The sequence below is a fragment of the Paenibacillus sp. KACC 21273 genome, from assembly GCF_028736095.1.
GTDB classification, from domain to species: Bacteria; Bacillota; Bacilli; order Paenibacillales; family Paenibacillaceae; genus Saccharibacillus; species Saccharibacillus kyungheensis.
On sequence record NZ_CP117876.1, the window covers coordinates 4,411,522 to 4,429,628 of the forward strand.

At 38.8% G+C, this 18,107-nt stretch carries 13 protein-coding genes; 2 read left to right on the forward strand and 11 right to left on the reverse strand.

Annotated elements, in window-relative coordinates; all coding sequences use genetic code 11:
• Positions 1–212: 212 nt before the first annotated feature.
• The 8 genes from PQ460_RS19330 to nrdI all read right to left on the reverse strand — a co-directional run bounded on the left by PQ460_RS19330 (position 213) and on the right by nrdI (position 8,224).
• On the reverse strand, positions 213–1,325 hold the full coding sequence (locus PQ460_RS19330) for a sensor histidine kinase (protein WP_274170820.1): 1,113 nt from the start codon (positions 1,323–1,325) through the stop codon (positions 213–215).
• The gene (locus tag PQ460_RS19335; protein ID WP_274172974.1) at positions 1,318–2,016 is read right to left on the reverse strand and encodes a response regulator transcription factor; all 699 of its coding nucleotides are present in this window, start codon (positions 2,014–2,016) and stop codon (positions 1,318–1,320) included. Before PQ460_RS19335 ends, PQ460_RS19330 begins: the two co-directional genes overlap by 8 nt.
• Before the next feature lie 121 nt (positions 2,017–2,137).
• Positions 2,138–3,016, reverse strand: a complete 879-nt coding sequence (locus PQ460_RS19340) for a M15 family metallopeptidase (RefSeq protein WP_274170821.1) — start codon at positions 3,014–3,016, stop codon at positions 2,138–2,140.
• A gap of 168 nt (positions 3,017–3,184) precedes the next feature.
• Entirely contained in the window at positions 3,185–3,664 is a 480-nt protein-coding gene (locus tag PQ460_RS19345) for a hypothetical protein (RefSeq protein ID WP_274170822.1), read from the reverse strand.
• Between the two features lie 41 nt (positions 3,665–3,705).
• Positions 3,706–4,032, reverse strand: a complete 327-nt coding sequence (locus tag PQ460_RS19350) for a thioredoxin family protein (protein WP_274170823.1) — start codon at positions 4,030–4,032, stop codon at positions 3,706–3,708.
• A 523-nt stretch (positions 4,033–4,555) separates the two neighbouring features.
• Positions 4,556–5,524 (reverse strand): class 1b ribonucleoside-diphosphate reductase subunit beta, encoded by a 969-nt coding sequence (gene nrdF / locus PQ460_RS19355; protein ID WP_273615058.1) that lies wholly within the window; start codon positions 5,522–5,524, stop codon positions 4,556–4,558.
• Between the two features lie 260 nt (positions 5,525–5,784).
• Positions 5,785–7,869 carry a class 1b ribonucleoside-diphosphate reductase subunit alpha gene (gene nrdE / locus PQ460_RS19360; RefSeq protein WP_274170824.1) on the reverse strand — a complete coding sequence of 695 codons (2,085 nt, stop codon included), beginning with the start codon at positions 7,867–7,869 and terminating at the stop codon, positions 5,785–5,787.
• A complete protein-coding gene (gene nrdI / locus PQ460_RS19365; protein WP_273615056.1) occupies positions 7,856–8,224 on the reverse strand; it encodes a class Ib ribonucleoside-diphosphate reductase assembly flavoprotein NrdI in 369 nt (122 codons plus the stop codon). Before nrdI ends, nrdE begins: the two co-directional genes overlap by 14 nt.
• 649 nt (positions 8,225–8,873) lie before the next feature.
• On the opposite strand from nrdI, the gene PQ460_RS19370 reads away from it, so the two are divergent.
• Positions 8,874–10,250 (forward strand): glycoside hydrolase family 64 protein, encoded by a 1,377-nt coding sequence (locus PQ460_RS19370; RefSeq protein ID WP_307296124.1) that lies wholly within the window; start codon positions 8,874–8,876, stop codon positions 10,248–10,250.
• A gap of 144 nt (positions 10,251–10,394) precedes the next feature.
• Here the strand turns inward: PQ460_RS19370 and PQ460_RS19375 are convergent, their stop codons facing one another.
• The 3 genes from PQ460_RS19375 to PQ460_RS19385 all read right to left on the reverse strand — a co-directional run bounded on the left by PQ460_RS19375 (position 10,395) and on the right by PQ460_RS19385 (position 16,176).
• Positions 10,395–11,693: a galactokinase gene (locus PQ460_RS19375; protein ID WP_274170826.1), complete on the reverse strand. Its 1,299-nt coding sequence runs from the start codon at positions 11,691–11,693 to the stop codon at positions 10,395–10,397.
• Between the two features lie 222 nt (positions 11,694–11,915).
• Positions 11,916–13,637, reverse strand: coding sequence for a helix-turn-helix domain-containing protein (locus tag PQ460_RS19380; protein ID WP_274170827.1), 1,722 nt, complete (start codon positions 13,635–13,637; stop codon positions 11,916–11,918).
• Positions 13,638–13,824: 187 nt separating this feature from the next.
• Positions 13,825–16,176, reverse strand: coding sequence for a rhamnogalacturonan lyase (locus PQ460_RS19385; RefSeq protein WP_443147221.1), 2,352 nt, complete (start codon positions 16,174–16,176; stop codon positions 13,825–13,827).
• 590 nt (positions 16,177–16,766) lie between these two features.
• Here PQ460_RS19385 and PQ460_RS19390 point away from each other — a divergent pair.
• On the forward strand, positions 16,767–18,092 hold the full coding sequence (locus tag PQ460_RS19390) for a nucleobase:cation symporter-2 family protein (protein ID WP_274170829.1): 1,326 nt from the start codon (positions 16,767–16,769) through the stop codon (positions 18,090–18,092).
• Positions 18,093–18,107 lie beyond the last annotated feature (15 nt).

Below are 18,107 nucleotides of genomic sequence, written 5' to 3' on the forward strand. Positions count from 1 at the left end.
AGAGCCTCCTCTCTGTATTAACTGTACTACTATTATTAGTACAGTTAATACAGATTGTCAATTATTTTTTAGAGCTGCTACTGCCTAAATAAAAAAGAAGTCACTGCTCCTTCGGTTAATCAAAGGAATCGTGACTTCTTTTGGATTGCGATACATTGTATATCTAACGGTATCACAAGCGATAAGCGTCTAACCACTGTAGAATATTTTTCTTATGATACATCTATATTCTGAGCCTGATCGGGTAAACGAATTTCAAAACAGGTGCGAATAAGATCGCTTTGAACGGTAATGGTTCCTTTATGATGCTCTACAATATTTTTGGCAATAAACAAACCGATACCCGAACCTCCATCTTTCTGAGTTCGTGCTTTGTCTCCGGTATATAACATTTCAAAAATATGAGGCAATTCTTCTGGCAAAATACGACTGCCGTAATTGATAATCTGAATGACGATCTCTTCTGCTTCTAGATAACTATTCACATCTATATAATGTCCATCTTCCCCATAACGAATAGCATTGGTGAGCAAATTTTCAATAGCACGAGCCAGTTGTTCTCCATCTGCATAAATGGTCATTGATGGTGTAGTGGTGATACGGCTAATTAAATGCTTTTTCTCCAATACAGGGTACAATTCCTCGGTCAATTGATGGAGAAGTTCATTTACATCTAACCATGACTTTTTAAGAGAAACTGTACCATAATTCATACGAGCAATATCAAATAATTCTTCGATCAATTTTTCCAACCGCTGAGATTTATTATAAGCAACACCAGCATAATGTATCATTTGTTCTTCAGTCAGTTCGTCTTTTCCTTTTAAAATAAAATCCAAATAACCAAGTACCGACGTAAGCGGTGTACGCAGATCATGTGCTAGATTAAGCACTAATTGTTCTTTGGAATTTTCAGCAAAATCGCCCCGAATCATCGCTTGCTGTAATTTGTGGCTGGCTAGATTAATATCACGAGCAATCTCTTCAAATTCGTCTTTAGACTGTATCTGGAGATCAATATCGAAATCAGCATTCGCCAGTTGGTGGATTCCGCTTGTAATCTCTTTAAAATACAACGCATATCTTTTGGTTAGCAAAAAGAAAAAGAAAAAGGACAGTGGAATAAAAAAGATTAAAAAGAAATTTAGATCTCCAATCTCGCGAATAAAATAACGATATTTCGTCCATACATCTTCAAATTTAGTCGTAGAATAAAACCATTGCAATAAACGATATAAAATATAAGTGACTATGCCTGACAACAACATACTAAGTCCAAACAACATCATCATATTAAAACGAAAGCTTCGAACCTGCTTAGCCATTATACGTATACCCCACGCCCCAGACAGTTTTAATCAATTTGGTTTTGAGCTTGTCTTCTTCCAGTTTTTTTCGCAATGTACGGATATGTACCATCACTGTATTACTTCCTTCGTAATAACTTTCTTTCCAAACAGACTCAAAAATATGTTCTGAACTGAATACTTTTTTGGGATGACTCACAAGTAAATACAAAATATCAAATTCTTTAGGTGTTAATTCTACAGGCTGATCATAGACAGATACAGTTCGTTGTTCTGGATTAATGACCAATACCCCTGTATTCAAAATAGACGTATTATGTGCTCCCCCGGCAGTATTAAATTGATTGGCACGTCGCAATTGTGCGTTAACCCGCGCTACTAATTCCATCGGATTAAATGGTTTGGTCACATAATCATCAGCACCAGTCACTAGACCTGTAATCTTATCAAGATCAGAAGATTTAGCACTTAAAAAGATAATCGGAATATGATGGGTTTCTCTAATCGTTCGTGCTGCTTCATAACCATCCATACGGGGCATCATAATATCGAGAATAGCCAGATCAATCGAACGGGTTAAAATGACTCGTACCGCTTCTGCACCATCGGTTACTTTGATACATTGATATCCTTCTTTTTGTAAATGCAATTCCAATAAATCGGCAATGGCTTCTTCATCATCTGCGATTAGTATCGTTGTCATAGTGATTGTACATCTCCCGAACAAATATAATAGGTTACCACAATTTGATTATACTAGATTAGAATCGTTAACCCAGTACTACATATACATCATGGTTCATGTAAGCATAGCACGCACAATCTGGTCATTATCGATGCCTTTCGGTAACAATCACTCCATCTACATTGTTACCTGAGATTGTATAGTCACCATCGGCAGGAACAGCGATTTTTTTATCATTGAGCATAGGATGATACCGAACATTATAATGCTGACCTTCTATCGTTATAGACAACGGTTCATCTCTTAACGCTTCAAAATACTCTTCTAATACCATATCATGTTCTTCCATAATAGCACTATGAGGTAATCCAATATAGCGGAAATGCCAGGGTTCGTATTTGATACTTGTAATCTTTTCTTTGTTTTTCGGATAACGGAGAATGAATCCATACTTCCACGCATTGTCGCGCAGCCAGACGCCTTCCTCTGATTTCTCAATACCACTTTGTGTAGAACCAACATCCAGAGCAAGTCCCAAATTATGTTCGCTATATCCGGCTGGCATAGCGTATTCTGATCCTTTCTCATCATACAAATTATCTTGTTCTTGATTCGTTCGATATCCACTACTTGCCATAAAATGACTGACTCCTTCTAAGTTAGCTTCTTGCACCATTGTTAGAAATCGCTCTGCTACATCTTGAGACAATGACAAAGATCGATCCAATAAAACAATCTGGCTTGCAAAAGTAGAATAATCAACAAGCTTAACAATATCCTGCGCTTCATTCCCATCCACTAATGGATAATCTTTATTAATTAATAGTAGATCCCCTTGATAAATCTGACTTTTGCTCACATCGACTAATATTTCATTTTTACCTGCCACCTCGTCTTTATCATCAATGACCCGGTCATGTGCAAATCCTCGACCTATTTTGTAATCGAAAGAATCCGGCAAATAGCGAGTGACTAACAGTACAATACCTAACAAAACGACAAGTAAAACCATCCATTTTTTCATTATCATATCCTCCTTGATCTTGATCTGTGATCTCAAAATCATAAAGAAGATTGTTAAAAATAAAAGTAGGCTAAATATAAAGTTTTCCTTAAATATGTAGATTCTATACAACTAAAAATAAACCTACCCGACTAGCGATAGGTTTATTGGATTATTAGACATTTGTTATTACATAATCATAAATACCAAACCACTTTGATTGGCAAATGCTTTTTCAAAAAGTTCAAATACCGATTCCAGATGAGGAAGCAAGTAACCATCTACTAATTCTTCATAAGTCTCATCACTTTGCATCGGAAAAGCTAACATAATCATTGCCCGTTCATCCAACTGCTCTATGTCCATCTCGGGAATGTTTTTCCACTTTTCAAAATCAATCCGTTTGGTTAGATTCTCAGGTTGTTTCAATTCAGGAATTTGCGCTGCAATTTCAGCTACCTTGTCCGCAGGTAAATAAAAAGAACCATATTCAGTCGCCTGACTGTCAACTTTATATTGCTCCCCTACCGGAACCAAAGGAATATCCGGGAACATATCTACAATCAGACTCCATGTTTTATCAATATCCAGCGTGGGTGGTTGTACATTTCCCTCCAAAATATCTTCTAAATTTTTATGTTCCTCATAATAAACGCCTGTAATACCCATATCTAACATCTCCTTTAACAAGCATTACCCGATTATAGGATTTACGATTGCATAAATTCATGATACCGATTGATCTGGTTCGCCAATTCTTCAAATACAATAAAGCGAGCCGCCCGATATACCTCTTTGCCTTCCATCAGTAACAACAATACCGGTGAAGTAAAAATCATATACTCTCCTGCCAATTCAGGCACATCCTCCATATACACAAACCCACCCACAATATGCTCATACCCTTCTAACAAACGTTCCGCCTGCGGTTGAACTGCTTCACAAACGCTGCAATTCTGCGTTTTGAGCATAAGCAATGTCAACGAATGCTGACGAATAAAATCATCTACCTGCTTTTTAGAAAAAAGCTGTTCCATCCCTTTTTCCTCTTTTCTAATATCTATTCTCTATATATTTTTCCACACTTCTATTCTACTCTCTTATACATCCTTATTCTCTTACCCACATCATCCCAACACATAATATCCCAATAATCAAACAAACAGATCAAAATATCAACAGCCAAACCATACCATAAAACAATTAAAACCGAAAAAAGGCTGCCTTTCTGCTTAACACACAGAAAAACACCCTTTACTTCACCCTTTTGAACTCATATATAATCTATATTTATCTCTCTATTATCCCTATCTATAGATCAGGTATCTCCCAAACCATCCCAACCTGCTACCACACCAAATCTAATCTAATCTTTTAAAATCATTGCTTTCCCAACTCCCCCGCCTGAGCGAAGGGAAAGAAATCAATTCGAAAGGAGCGAAGCGTTCGCCTTGTAAGAATCGGATTTTGACTGCAACGCAGTCGTTTAAAAAAATCCGATCTTACTCAGCGACCGACCGAATGATTTCTTTCCCATAGCGGTTTCTCAAGAAAGCTATTTTAAAAATCAAATTTAAAATCATCATCAGTCAAACGCTCAACGTTCATCGCACGCACATATCCATTTCCTTTTTTCGAGAAAAAGTCATGTTGTTTCGTATGTGTGCTGATCCCGTTGAATACAATCGGATTTACTTCTTCTTCAGCAAATACAGGATCAAAGCCCAAATTCATAAACGCTTTGTTTGCATTATAACGAAGGAAGACTTTTACATCTTCAGTTAGACCGATTGGATCATAAATCTCTTCTGTATACTTCTCTTCATTCGCATGAAGATATGTCAGTAGACCTTCTAAGATTTCGTAAACGTCTTTTTGCTCGTCTTCTTCAAGATCATTGTAGATTTCTTGTGCAAGTACCCCTACATACACACCGTGAATACTTTCATCACGTAAAATCAAATCAATAATCTCACCGCTACACGTCATTTTACCTTGTCCAGCTAGATAAAGCGGATAGAAAAATCCACTGTAGAACAAATAGCTTTCAAGTAATACAGAAGCCGCCATAGCTAAAAATAGTTCTTTTGGCGAATTAATATTCAAATAGTACTGACGGATCGTTTCTGCTTTGGTCTGTAGACGTGGATTGTCTTCCACCCATTGGAAAATCTTATCGATCTCTTCTGTAGAAGACAATGTTGTGAAGATACTGCTGTATGATTTCGCATGAATCTGCTCCATCATCGCCATAAAGCCTAATACTGCTTTACGTTGCATCCCTTCGACGTGTTCCAATACTTTCGGCATACCTACGCCACCTTGAATCGTATCAAGTAGAGTAAGTCCTCCAAGCACTTTCATATACGTATCACGTTCGATGTCACTCAATTGAATCCATGACATTTTATCATCAGACAATGGAATTTCATCATCCGTCCAAAATTGCATAATATTTTGATTCCAGAACATCATTGTGAAATCATCATCAGGACGGTTCCAGTTCACAGCTTTGATAGGTCCAGTCATAAGTTAAAATTCCTCCTTTTAAACATTGGATACTACTTATTGCACTTTGGTAAAAGAACACAAGTATGTACTCAAACGGTACAGCCTACATATCGCCAAGCGCTTGCTGAAAGATATGATACCGGGCAAAAATCATGGTTCATTTGAATCCGATCGTGCTAATATTGCCAAGCACGTAAAGCATACAAAAAAGCCTAAAAAGGCTTTCTTGTATACTGCATAACTATAGATATTATTTTATAATCAACTACCGAAAAAGATTATACCGAGCAAGTAATACACTCTTCTACGCTAAGCAATTTGGTACGTGTATAGTAAAGTGATTTTAGACCTTTGTGTGCTGCATACAGGTAATAACGAGCCAATTGACGAGTCGTTACATCGCTACCTACATGAAGTACTGTTGAAATTCCTTGATCGACATGATTTTGGATTTCAGCAATCAGATCCAATACTTTAAATTGATTCATTTGGTAAGCAGATTTGTAGTAGAAATAGTTATCCTGTTGCATATATGGCATTGGATAGTAAGTCGTTGAGTTCGCATACGTACGAGTCTCAATTTGTTCTACAATCGGCATTACGCTAGATGTTGCATTTTGGATATATGAAATACTTGCTGTTGGCGCAATTGCCAAACGGTAAGCATGATATAGACCATGTTTCATTACATCAGCTTTCAGGTTTTGCCAGTCTGCTGGTGTTGGGATATACATATCGCCGAACAAATCGCTTGCACGTGTTGTTGCTGGACGATAATCAATTTCTAAATAACGATCAAAGTACGTTCCTTTTGCATATTCTGATTTTTCAAAATCAGCAAAAGTCGTTTGACGATCACGAGCAATTTCCATACTTTTCTCTAATGAGTAGAAATTCATCATCATAAAGAAAGTACGAACAAAGTCTCTTGCTTCGTCACTTTCATACGCAATTTTGTTTTTAGCAAGGTAACCATGCAAGTTCATAACACCAAGACCCACAGAGTGCATTTCACGGTTTGCTTTGGCTACACCCGGTGCATTAGCGATATCTGTCATATCACTAACCGATGTTAGACCCATAATTCCTTCATGAACGGATTCACGAATTTTGCCAAGTTCCATGACGTTTACCATATTAAGTGAACCCAAGTTACAGCTAATATCGCGACGAATAACATCATCTTGACCATAATCAGTAATCTCAGATGTTTCTTGTAATTGGAAAATTTCTGTACACAAGTTAGACATACGAATCGATCCGATATCTTTTAGTGCATGACCGTTATTCGCATTACTTTTGTTCATAATATACGGATAACCGGATTCTAATTGTACACTTGCGATTTTGGTTAGCATATCACGAGCACTCATGATTGCTTTCTTTTTGACACGATCATCAGCAAGCAATGTATCGTACATTTCATCGATATCTAGATCATCCAGATATTTACCATACGCTTTGTATACACTGTAAGGTGCGAATACATGCAATAGTTCATTATCTGCTGCTAATTCGTAAAAGCGATTCGGTACAACAAGACCGATTGACAATGTTTTGAGGCGTGTACGCTCATCTGCATTGATTTTTTTGCTATCCAAGAACTCCATAACGTCCCAGCCGAAAATGTTGTAATACGCTGCCCCAGAACCTTTACGTTGACCCATTTGATCTGCATAGGAGAAAGCATCTTCCATCAGTTTCAATACAGGCATAATTCCTTTTGCTGCACCTTCAACACCTTTGATCGGCTCACCGCGTCCACGAAGTTTGGACAAGTTAACCGCTACACCGCCACCAATTTTCGATAATTGCATACAAGTGTTTAGTACATGGTTAATCGAGTTCAAAGAGTCATCCATTTCTAACAAGAAACAAGAGACCATTTCACCACGACGACTTTTACCTGCATTCAAAAATGTTGGTGTTGCTGGTTGTAGACGTTGTTCCATCATGGATTTGGCAAGAGTTTTGGCATTATCCGCATCCCCGCGTCCCAAGTGAAGCGCCACGACTGCGACACGATCCGCATAATGTTCCAAGTATTGACTACGGTCATTCGTTTTCACTGCATAATCTGTGTAGAACTTGGAAGCCGCCATATAAGATGGAAATTGGAAATCATAACTGTGTGTAATCGCATATACTTCTTCTACATCTTGAGAAGTATAGTTTTTGTACATATCTTCATAATAATCGTTATCGATCATATAACGTACTTTGGTTTTGGTGTCCGGGAAGTTGATACTTTTACGAGCTACCTCTTCCATATATTCTACAACTGCTTCTTTATCTTTATCCAAACGGAAAAATCCACTCTCGTCCCGTTGCATCAGTAAGTTGTTCAATTCAATATGCCGCAATTTTATCTACCTCCTGTTGAAATCGTTGTGCGTCTCCTGTTGTACCTGCTAATTCGAACTTGTACACAACCGGTACATTATAACGTTCTGAGATTAGATCAGCACTCCGAGCGAATTTGTCTCCCCAATTACGATTGCCACTTGCTGCAACTCCGATCAGGCGATTGTGATTTCTCTCCAAAAAATGAACTACCTTATCAGGAATCTGACCAAATCCAGTTGTGTACGTTACCAGTACAAAAGGTTCATCCAACGTCAGCGCCTCATCAATCTGTACAGCTTGTACAGCAGGTAATTTTAATTTGTTGATAAATCGTTTTACATTGCCTGTTTTGGAATCATAAGCAATTAGCATGGTTGTGACATCTCCTTCTCGGTTCAATATGTAGTACTGTTCATCCGTTCAATCACTATATAAATACAGATAACAATGATCTAATATCATATAAGTGTTATCTACTCTAGCACGTATAATTAGCTATAACCTATATATTACCTGCTCAAACATCATAACCGCAATATATAGAAGGCTTTATCAAAGATATACGCTATATATAGTGTTGTCAATAGGAACTGAAGGTCTACATCTCGGCCCAAACATGCCTTAAAAACGGTCTATTTTTTCAAAATATCAAGTAAAACGGGCACTTCTTTGAACACGTATTTTACATACATCGCGATAATCATTTATAAAAAAATAATTTTCTTGACATACTAGATATAGTACATATCGTTTAACTTTTGCCGAACATTTCCAGATTATGCAGTGAACATAAATTCACTCTAAAATGAACATAAATTCCGGTCTATTTAGACGCTCAAGTATAAAACTTTAGCTGTTATTGAACAAAAAAGCAAATAAAAATTTCTTTAATTTAAGAAATCTTAGCATAGAAATACACAGGAGAATTACACATGCTTTTTGTATTGTATTTATTACCATATATTGAAATAATTAAAAGCGAACGTGGAATCGCATACAATTTGAATAGGAGGATATGTGTATGAAGAAAATGGGTTACTTCTTGCTTTTATCTATGCTTGTTCTTGTCAGCAGTCTTTTTCCACCAGCATCATCTTCGGTATCGGCAGCAGATTATACTCAAGGGGTTACTACATCCGGGACAACAGCCACTATCTGGTTCTCTTCCAACGTAAATACTTCCTGGGTCGATGTGCACTACTCGGTGAACTCGGGTAATCTGCAAAATCTACGAATGACCTATGACAGTGGATCTAAACGTTATGTACAAAATGTCGCCAGTGTATCATCCGGTCAGGTGATTCAATATTCATTTACGTACAATAATGGAACAGCCGCTTATGACACATCGAAATTTAGCTATACAGTCACAACAGGCTCAACCCCACCTCCCAATCCTGGAACAGGTGACAATTCGATCTACAGTATCCCAGCGTCATCTATACCAAACGCTACAGGGAGTGGAGCATTATCTTTCAAATTATTAAATGGTACCAAAGGTGCTTATGCTGATAATCAGATCTATTGGGGGATTCTAGGAATTAATCCTGCCACCAAACAATGGAGTTATCTTGATAACAACGGTCAATTGAAACCGATCTCGACGGCTCTCAATAATGCGACAGGGCATTTAACCAAGAACGGAGTGAATTACGCTAACATTTATAGCACGATCAGTCAGATCAACTGGGTGAGTATGCCCAAAATTGATTCTGGGCGGATGTTTATCTGCGTAGGCTCTCCATGTTATATCAAAACATATGATGATGGATTCGCAGGGCCTGATATTAATAATACAGCTGATCCGAACCGTAATATCTATTTTGACTTTGTTGAATTTACTGTAGACGGTACAGGATATCATGGAAATACTACTCGTGTAGATGGTTTTGGATTTCCTTTACAACACCGCCTTGTCAATCGTGCAGGTAATTATGATCAAACAGTAGGTGAATTGGAATCCGAGACACGTGCAGGTCTATTTAGTAAGTATCGGAGTGAAGTTCCGGCTGCCTTCCAATCTCTTGCCGATGTACAAGCTCCGTATCGTATCGTAGCACCGATTCATGGCGCATTCGGGGTAAATGGTACGCAAGCTAATTATTTTGCTGGATACAGCAATTACAGCACGCAGGAGATCCTACTATGTAATGGTCGACTGGCAGAGGATTCAGGTACATGTTCAGCGATCAATCGACATGTGTATGACAACCAAGCCAATTGGAATAATCCTGCTCAATATTACAAAGCTGCACCTGCTAATTACTACGCGAAGTTCTGGCATGATCACAGTATCAACCGCTTAGCATATGGATTTGCTTATGATGATTACAATCAACAAGCTTCCTATCTTGAAGTGGGTGATCCAAAAGGATTGATTATCCGCGTCGGCTGGTAAACGTATCTATAATTGCGTGATATAAAAAGCCTGCTTCTACGGTCAATGTTAATTTGACGGTGTAGAAGCAGGCTTTTTTTCAGTGATTGGTTTGTAAAATATCAGGTAGATGATTCTAAAATAGATGTTACAAAAATGTATTCTTTAATTGAGGTGGTTGTTCAAGCAGATGGATCCATGTTGACGTACATTGATGATATACGTAGAGGTGCCTAACGTTTTTTCGATCAATGCTGTATATTCACTAACTAATGTTTTTGGCAAAATAGTCAAAATGACACCTGCAAATCCGCCACCATGTACACGACAAGCGCCTGCTTGCTTTTGCTTCAAGAAAATCTCAGTGATTGCCAAAGCGATCGAAATACTTTGCTCACGGGTATGAGAATCTTGATATACGTTTTGAAGCCATTTCCATGATGAATTACCAGAGCCGGTGATCAACTCTAAGAAATGATCCCATTCGTTCGATTGTAGTGCTTTCACTTGCTCATCCACACGATCATTTTCTTCTAAGAAATGCAGTGCACGCAATATAGCACGATCGCCTGTTTGTTCACGAAGGCTTGCTAGATTGCTGTATACTTCTTCCAGCGTAATCTGACGACACACTTCATGACCCAGCGCTTCCGCAACCGCCTTCATTTCTTCCGGTACCGCAGCATAGTCAGCAGTCAGATCGGCATGGTTGCCTCCTGTGTTCACAATGACCATTTCATACCCTTGTGCATTGAAATCATACGGTACATGTTGAATCGCAGGTTCTTTTGGATTGATAAAATCGATTGCGATTAATCCGCCATGCGCACAAGCCATTTGATCTAATAATCCAGATGGTTTGTTCCAGAATTTATTTTCAGCATATTGTCCAATTCGAGCCATATTTACGATATCAACTTGACTGTTATTGTAGAACGTATTTAGGATGCTAGTGATTAACATTTCAAAAGAAGCTGAAGAACTAAGCCCGGAAGCTGCTAATACATTGGTAGATACATAAGCATTGAATCCGCCTACACGTAATCCCCATTGAACAAAGCCAGCAACGATTCCGCGAATAAGCGCTAATGTACCGCCTTCGCCTTCTACAGGCTCTAATTCAGAAGTATGGATTTTGTATACATCTTTATAGCCTTCAGACACAATCGTAATATAAGGTTCATCTACAGGTACAGCGGCACTGATCGTATCTAGATTGATACTTGTTGCCAATACTTTACCGTAGTTATGGTCTGTATGATTACCACCAATTTCACTTCTACCTGGAGAACTGAATAATTGAATATTGCCATCTCCAAATTGTTGATGATAGTTGTTCATAAGTTGTTGATAGCGCTCCAACTGATACTGTACTTGTTCTTGTCCATACATTTCCACAAGTAGTTGGTTCATCTTCTCCGTATTGTATTGTTCCAAGTTCTCTGTAACCGTTCTCAATTGCATCCTAAATATCCCCTTTAATATTAAAAATAGTTGTTCCTATGCTATTGATATTTGTGCCTATATTGATTGTACTGAAATTTTGCGAAATTGTCAGGGGTATTGTTGCAATCATTCTGCACTTTTGGGAATAGTATTGTAGACAGCCATCATTGTAGACAGTGTTATACAGTCTATTCATCTATAATCATGGCTGTAAAATAATCTATTTCTTAACCTATTAACTTACTGCATTAAATAACCAACTTGAATATGAAGTTGCCTTTCTAAAGCAAGACCATCATCATAAGCAAACTCTTCTAATTTCAAGCCGTAGATTTGTCCATTTTGTACAGCAGGCAATTGACTCCACATTGGATGTTGTTGCATCATCGATTCCATATTTTCTAACCACTGAGCTGGCGCTACCACAAACATGTGATCTGCTGCATAATGTGGCAACAAATGCTCTTCGATAAATTTGAAACCACCTGCTTCAAATACTTCATGACGAATCGGATACGGCGGATGTAATTTGAGCGATCGATATAGATTATATCCTGCACGTGTACCTTCTCCCCAGATCGCAATCTGATGGTCACCTCGAATTTCATATAGACCTACTGTCTGCTCTGTAATATGTTCCAACGCTAACTCATGTCTGGCTGTTTCGATTTGATACTGATAACGTTTTATCCATTCTTGCGCTTGCACCTGACGATTTAAGACTTGCCCTAAATAAAGCAATTCATCAATATGATTTCTTCTTCCCCATTCAACAATAAATAAAGGCGCAATCTCTCTTAATTGTGCATACAACTGAGGATGCTCCAACACACAATCCGCTACAATAATAAGATCAGGTTTCGTCTCTTCGGTAATCGTGGCAGGCAATTCAAATTTCCATTCACTTGGCGGTTGATTATCCCCTTTGTTAATATGCCAGATTGGGACTGACGATAATTCTTCTTCTATTAACATCGAGTATTGATTGATCTCTAGCGCAGTGACTACTGGCGTTATTCCTAATGCTAACAATGTCCCTGCAAATGGAAATGAAGCTACACGAGTTGTTCCTTTGCGCGCTCGAAATGTACCGGGTGTCATCCCTGTAAATGAACGGAACTTTTTACTTAAATAAATACCATCACTGTATCCGATCTGCTCGGCGATATGATGCAAAGTATGATCTGTGCATAACAATTGCTCTTTGGCTTTGTTCATACGCCAGATCGCTAGATAATCAGAAAAGGTGTATCCGATTTCTTTTTTGAATACTTCGGAAAAGTAATGCGGATGTAATCGGGTCTGTGCTGCTACATTTTCACGAGTCAGTAGCTGTTCTGATGCATATCTAATATAACTAGCTACCTGTTGCATCGAACGATTTAAGCATTTGTGATGACGATAATCATTCAAACTGCTGAGAAGTTGTAACAATTCATGCAAGATCACATGAGTATGATCGATATCTTGATTCATATATTGAGCGATCTCCTGAATCAACGTAAACAAACGTTCATCCTGAGGATGTACAATCGCTCCATGTTCAGGCAGACTTTCATAACTTAATTCATAACTCATCCGATCGGTATAATCATTCATTAATTCATAACGCTCACAAGTGATGATATGTAAAAAGCCAACTTCACTATAGGAAAGTTGTAGTTCAACATTTGGATGGATGACTAACAAATCACCAGCTTGCAAATACCATGTTTCAGGTTGATCCTTAGATGGAGTATCTACAGTTGCAATAGCTCTAACCGTCAATGTGCCTTTTTCGACAGCAATAATCGTAAAATATTCTGCATATAATGGAGTCATAAATACAGCACGTTTATTCATAACAGCATGCGTAGGAGTAAGATGAAAAGAGTAGATTGATTTGCATATATCTAATATCGGATGTATGGCTGGCTGAATCATAAAAGAATGATCACGCTGGCTACTCTGGTAAATATCCATACTGCAAACCTCCTCTGTAAATGATACCTTTTATCATTTATCTGTTAGCATTATATAATGTGAGAGAACTGTTTGTATAATTTCGGTGATCTTATTAGGAATAAAAAGCCTGCTGCTTTTTAGGGATTAAGTAAAGTCTAATCCATAAAAGCAACAGGCGGTTAACAAATATTTAACTATTTAGAAATTACTTTCTTTTTCCAGCAGTATAAAAGTTCGGTAAAGGCACTCTGGACCAATCGATATCTGAAGCAAAATAAAAGTCTGTATACGTTGGTTGATTGTAAGTTGTATTCTGACGAGCTACTCCTGTACGGTACTGTGTATTATGCAAAAGAGTATACAATTTATGAGTAGTCACTTCTGTACTAAGGTAAATACGGATCGCAGAACTATCTGTCGTACGTACCAGCATTTCTTCACGCCAGTCACCAAAAATATCCGCTACCAGTGAAGGAGTTCCTTTGGTATCGTTATTAGTGAGCGTTCCGGTTGCTGTAAGCACTGTTCCTTTGCGCCAATCTTGAATCGTAGGGGTCACTTCACGAGCACCATCAATAATCTGTGTCGTCATATCCGCGCCCCATTTGATATTCATATTGGTTCCCGGAATCTTCGTACCGATCAATTGACCATCGGCTGTACGCAGATCCATCGACCATGCTTCTAATCCCGGACGAGATGGATCAATATCTCCGATCATGCCACGTCCAGTGTCTTTCCCACTATAAGCACCGAAAATCACTTTGCCTGTTCTGGCATCACGCATACTATAGCCGTAAGGTGCATAGGTGCCGCCTTCATGTACCATATAGATTTCCATACCCGGACGATTCGGATCGATATCAGTGACATGCATCGCATCTCCATGCCCCAACCTTGCTATCACACCTGGTGTAGCACTATTCGCAGGCATGATATCCATCGAACTGTACAACAGACTACCATCATCATCTATCGTCGCTGATCCATATACAATCTCATCTCGTCCATCTCCATCGACATCTGCCATCGTGAGTGAATGAGCACCTTGTGTAGTGAGTGTACCCAGTTCTGGATCGGTTCCATTTACACCATGAGGCCCATCGTTAAATGGATTGCTCATCGGTGTCCATCCACTATCGGCATTCCATACTTTTTGCAAATGACGTCCATCCCAATTGTAGGATACCAGTACAGAACGTGTATAATACCCGCGTGCAAATACTGCCGATGGTGTTTTCCCATTTAAATAAGCGACCCCTGCTAGAAAACGATCTACCCGATTGCCCGGCTCAATTCGTGACATTGCATAGTCGCCCCACATTAGACCATCATCATGACGATCAGGTTCATAAGCGATCGTTTCTAATTCTTTACCCGATTCCCCTTCAAATACAGACAAATATTCCGGGCCATCCAAAATAAATCCTTCAAAAGTACGCAGATCGTTACGCGCACTACGAGCTGGTGCATATACATCCATAAAGTAATCGGTCAATGCTTCAGCATCAACTCGGGATAAAGGATAGTTATATTTCGGCGCAATTCCAAAACATTCTTCTAATGTCTGAGGCCAGTGACCATTTTTCACTTCTTCTTGATCACGCCATCCTTGAAACATGCTCACTACATGATCATAGTAATCGCTACTGCTTAGGCGGTAATCGTCTGTATTCGCATATCCTGCTTTTTTATCAGCTTTGGGTAGAGTGATGTATTTTTCAGAAGAAATTTTACCGCGTGAATTATAACGAGTGATCTTGGTGCCTGGAGCGGTTTTGAACATCATTTCCGCTTTGCCATCTCCATCAAAATCGTACACCATAAATTGAGTATAATGCGCACCTGAACGGATATTCACTCCTAGATCAATACGGTACAATAATCGTCCATCGAGTTGGTACGCATCTATATACGTATTGCCTGTGTATCCTTTTTGGGAAACATCTTTGGAATTGGAAGGGCTCCATTTAACAAAGTATTCATACGCTCCATCGCCATCAACATCGCCTACACTCATATCATTCGCTGAATACGTATACGCTTCACCCGCAGGTGTCACTCCATCAGCCGGTTTTTGTAAAGGAAGATCGTAATAGGTGTCATTCCAGACTGTTGCAGGAGCACTAAGTTTCTTTTTGTCTGGTTTGCGGAGATCGTTTAAATTGTAATCAGTACTATACGTAGTTAACTTGGATTCTTCACTGCCTGTGGTTGAAAATGATTGAGTATCATAGGCAGATTCAGTCACTGTAGCTGATGAATCTATCGTACGGGGCTTTTTCGGTTTGATCGGTGCTACTGTATATTTAGCAGTGGTTGTTCCTTGCCGATCCAGATAGTTAGTACTATCGGTGACTACGGTTAGAAATGTACCATTGCGATATACAGCAAAATCAGTACCTGTGAGTCCTGTCTGCGAATAACCGCTAGCTTCATCTCCGAGCAAGCGCCAACTTAGAAAAATACCATCAGCTGTTTTGGCTGCTACTAGACCTCGATCCAGATACTCTAGTTGTACTCCCTTATTCCCTTTACCTTTGGATGCTGTCATCATCTCATTCGAATCAGCCGCAAATAATCCACTGGTCGGTAATACTAATATAATGCCTAACGCCGCAGCTACAATTTTAATCGTTAGCGAATATTGCTTTTCTTTCATACCCCTTCACCATCCTTATTATTTTGGTAACGCTTACAAATATGAATAAGTGAATATTGCTGTGCAGATGATACTCTACAAAACTGTACGTTACATTCCTCCTTTTCTAGGATAGAAGCTCACTTTTACTTTCTTTATCCATCCTCTGTGGTAGCTCTTTTATTATAAATTTGTGATGTTCTCAAAGGTGTACACAAATCAGAGTCATCTGTTTAAATAACAGTGCCTTTCAATTCCTATATCTTTTGAGTTTTATCTACTTTATTGATTGAATTCAGCACCTAATTACCCTTTCAAATCATTATATGTTATATTACCTAACATATATTTTATAACATTGCATAAATTAAACCCTCTAAATTATATTTTTGCACAAATAGATAGAATACATATCGTCAAAACAGAGAATTAAAAGATATTATTACGTTACATTCTTTATTCGTTAACGTGTGGTGTTAAATTATATTCAAAAAGGGGCGAATCAAATGGACATCAAACCAACCGGAGGTAAAATTTGGTCTTTGGGATTACAGCACGTACTGGCTATGTATGCAGGAGCTATTCTAGTGCCATTATTAGTTGGACGGGCGCTTAATCTTACCGCAGAGCAATTGTCTTATCTAGTAGCGATTGATCTACTCACTTGTGGGATAGCGACTATGTTACAAGCCTGGAAAAACAAATATCTAGGTATTGGTCTACCGGTTATGCTAGGAAGTTCTTTTGTCGCTATTACTCCTATGATCGGGATCGGTAATCAATATGGACTGAATGCGATCTATGGCGCTATTATAGCTGCTGGATTGTTTGTCTTTTTATTCGCTGGCTTTTTCGGTAAAATCATTCGTTTATTCCCTCCTGTAGTGACCGGCACTGTTGTTACGGTTATCGGTCTTTCACTTATTCCGACAGGGATTCGTAATATGGCTGGTGGTGCGAATAGCCCTGAATTTGGTAGCCTCACGAATTTCCTCCTTTCCTTTGGTGTACTGGCATTGATCTTGATCATCAATCGCTTTTTTACTGGATTTATGCGCTCGTTGTCTGTATTAATAGGTATTGTTGCTGGAACGGTTGTTGCTTTTATGATCGGTAAAGTTAATTTTTCCAGCGTAAGCGAAGCGTCATGGTTCCATCTTCCTCAGTTATTTATGTTCGGTATGCCTGAATTTAAGATTGCTCCGATTTTAACTATGATTATTGTATGTATGGTGATCGTGGTTGAATCTACAGGTGTATTTCTAGCATTAGGTAAAGTATGTGATCAGAAATTAACACCGCAAGACATGACACGCGGTTATCGTACAGAAGGATTAGCGATCGTTCTTGGCGGTATGTTCAATGCTTTTCCATACAATACATTCGCTCAAAATGTGGGACTGGTCGAACTGTCCCGCGTCAAAACACGTAATGTAATCGTTGCGGCGGCAAGTATTCTGATTGTACTTGGACTGGTTCCCAAAATCGCTGCACTGGCTACAGTTATTCCTGCCGCTGTTCTAGGGGGTGCTACTGTCGTGTTGTTCGGTATGGTCGTCGCTTCAGGAATTCGGATGCTGACTGAAGTAGACTTCAAAGAACAACGCAACTTGCTAGTTGTCGCTTGCTCGATCTCACTTGGTATTGGCGCAACAGTTGTGCCTGAACTTTTCGCAGGCTTGCCTTCAGCATTACGCATTATTGTCAGTGACGGTACGATCACAGGTAGTTTATCTGCTATTCTATTAAATGTATTTTTCAACTTACCTCTCAAATGGAAACGTCCTGCGACTATTCCTGCTCAAGTTGAACCGCTCAAACAACATGGATAGATAGCCAATTCTACG

Coding starts and splice junctions, on each gene's coding strand:
- PQ460_RS19330 (WP_274170820.1), bottom strand. CDS start 1,325: ATGGCTAAGCAGGTTCGAAGCTTTCGTTTTAATATGATGATGTTGTTT.
- PQ460_RS19340 (WP_274170821.1), bottom strand. CDS start 3,016: ATGAAAAAATGGATGGTTTTACTTGTCGTTTTGTTAGGTATTGTACTG.
- PQ460_RS19345 (WP_274170822.1), bottom strand. CDS start 3,664: ATGGGTATTACAGGCGTTTATTATGAGGAACATAAAAATTTAGAAGAT.
- PQ460_RS19350 (WP_274170823.1), bottom strand. CDS start 4,032: ATGGAACAGCTTTTTTCTAAAAAGCAGGTAGATGATTTTATTCGTCAG.
- nrdF (WP_273615058.1), bottom strand. CDS start 5,524: ATGACTGGACCTATCAAAGCTGTGAACTGGAACCGTCCTGATGATGAT.
- nrdI (WP_273615056.1), bottom strand. CDS start 8,224: ATGCTAATTGCTTATGATTCCAAAACAGGCAATGTAAAACGATTTATC.
- PQ460_RS19370 (WP_307296124.1), top strand. CDS start 8,874: ATGAAGAAAATGGGTTACTTCTTGCTTTTATCTATGCTTGTTCTTGTC.
- PQ460_RS19375 (WP_274170826.1), bottom strand. CDS start 11,693: ATGCAATTGAGAACGGTTACAGAGAACTTGGAACAATACAATACGGAG.
- PQ460_RS19380 (WP_274170827.1), bottom strand. CDS start 13,637: ATGGATATTTACCAGAGTAGCCAGCGTGATCATTCTTTTATGATTCAG.
- PQ460_RS19385 (WP_443147221.1), bottom strand. CDS start 16,176: ATGATGACAGCATCCAAAGGTAAAGGGAATAAGGGAGTACAACTAGAG.
- PQ460_RS19390 (WP_274170829.1), top strand. CDS start 16,767: ATGGACATCAAACCAACCGGAGGTAAAATTTGGTCTTTGGGATTACAG.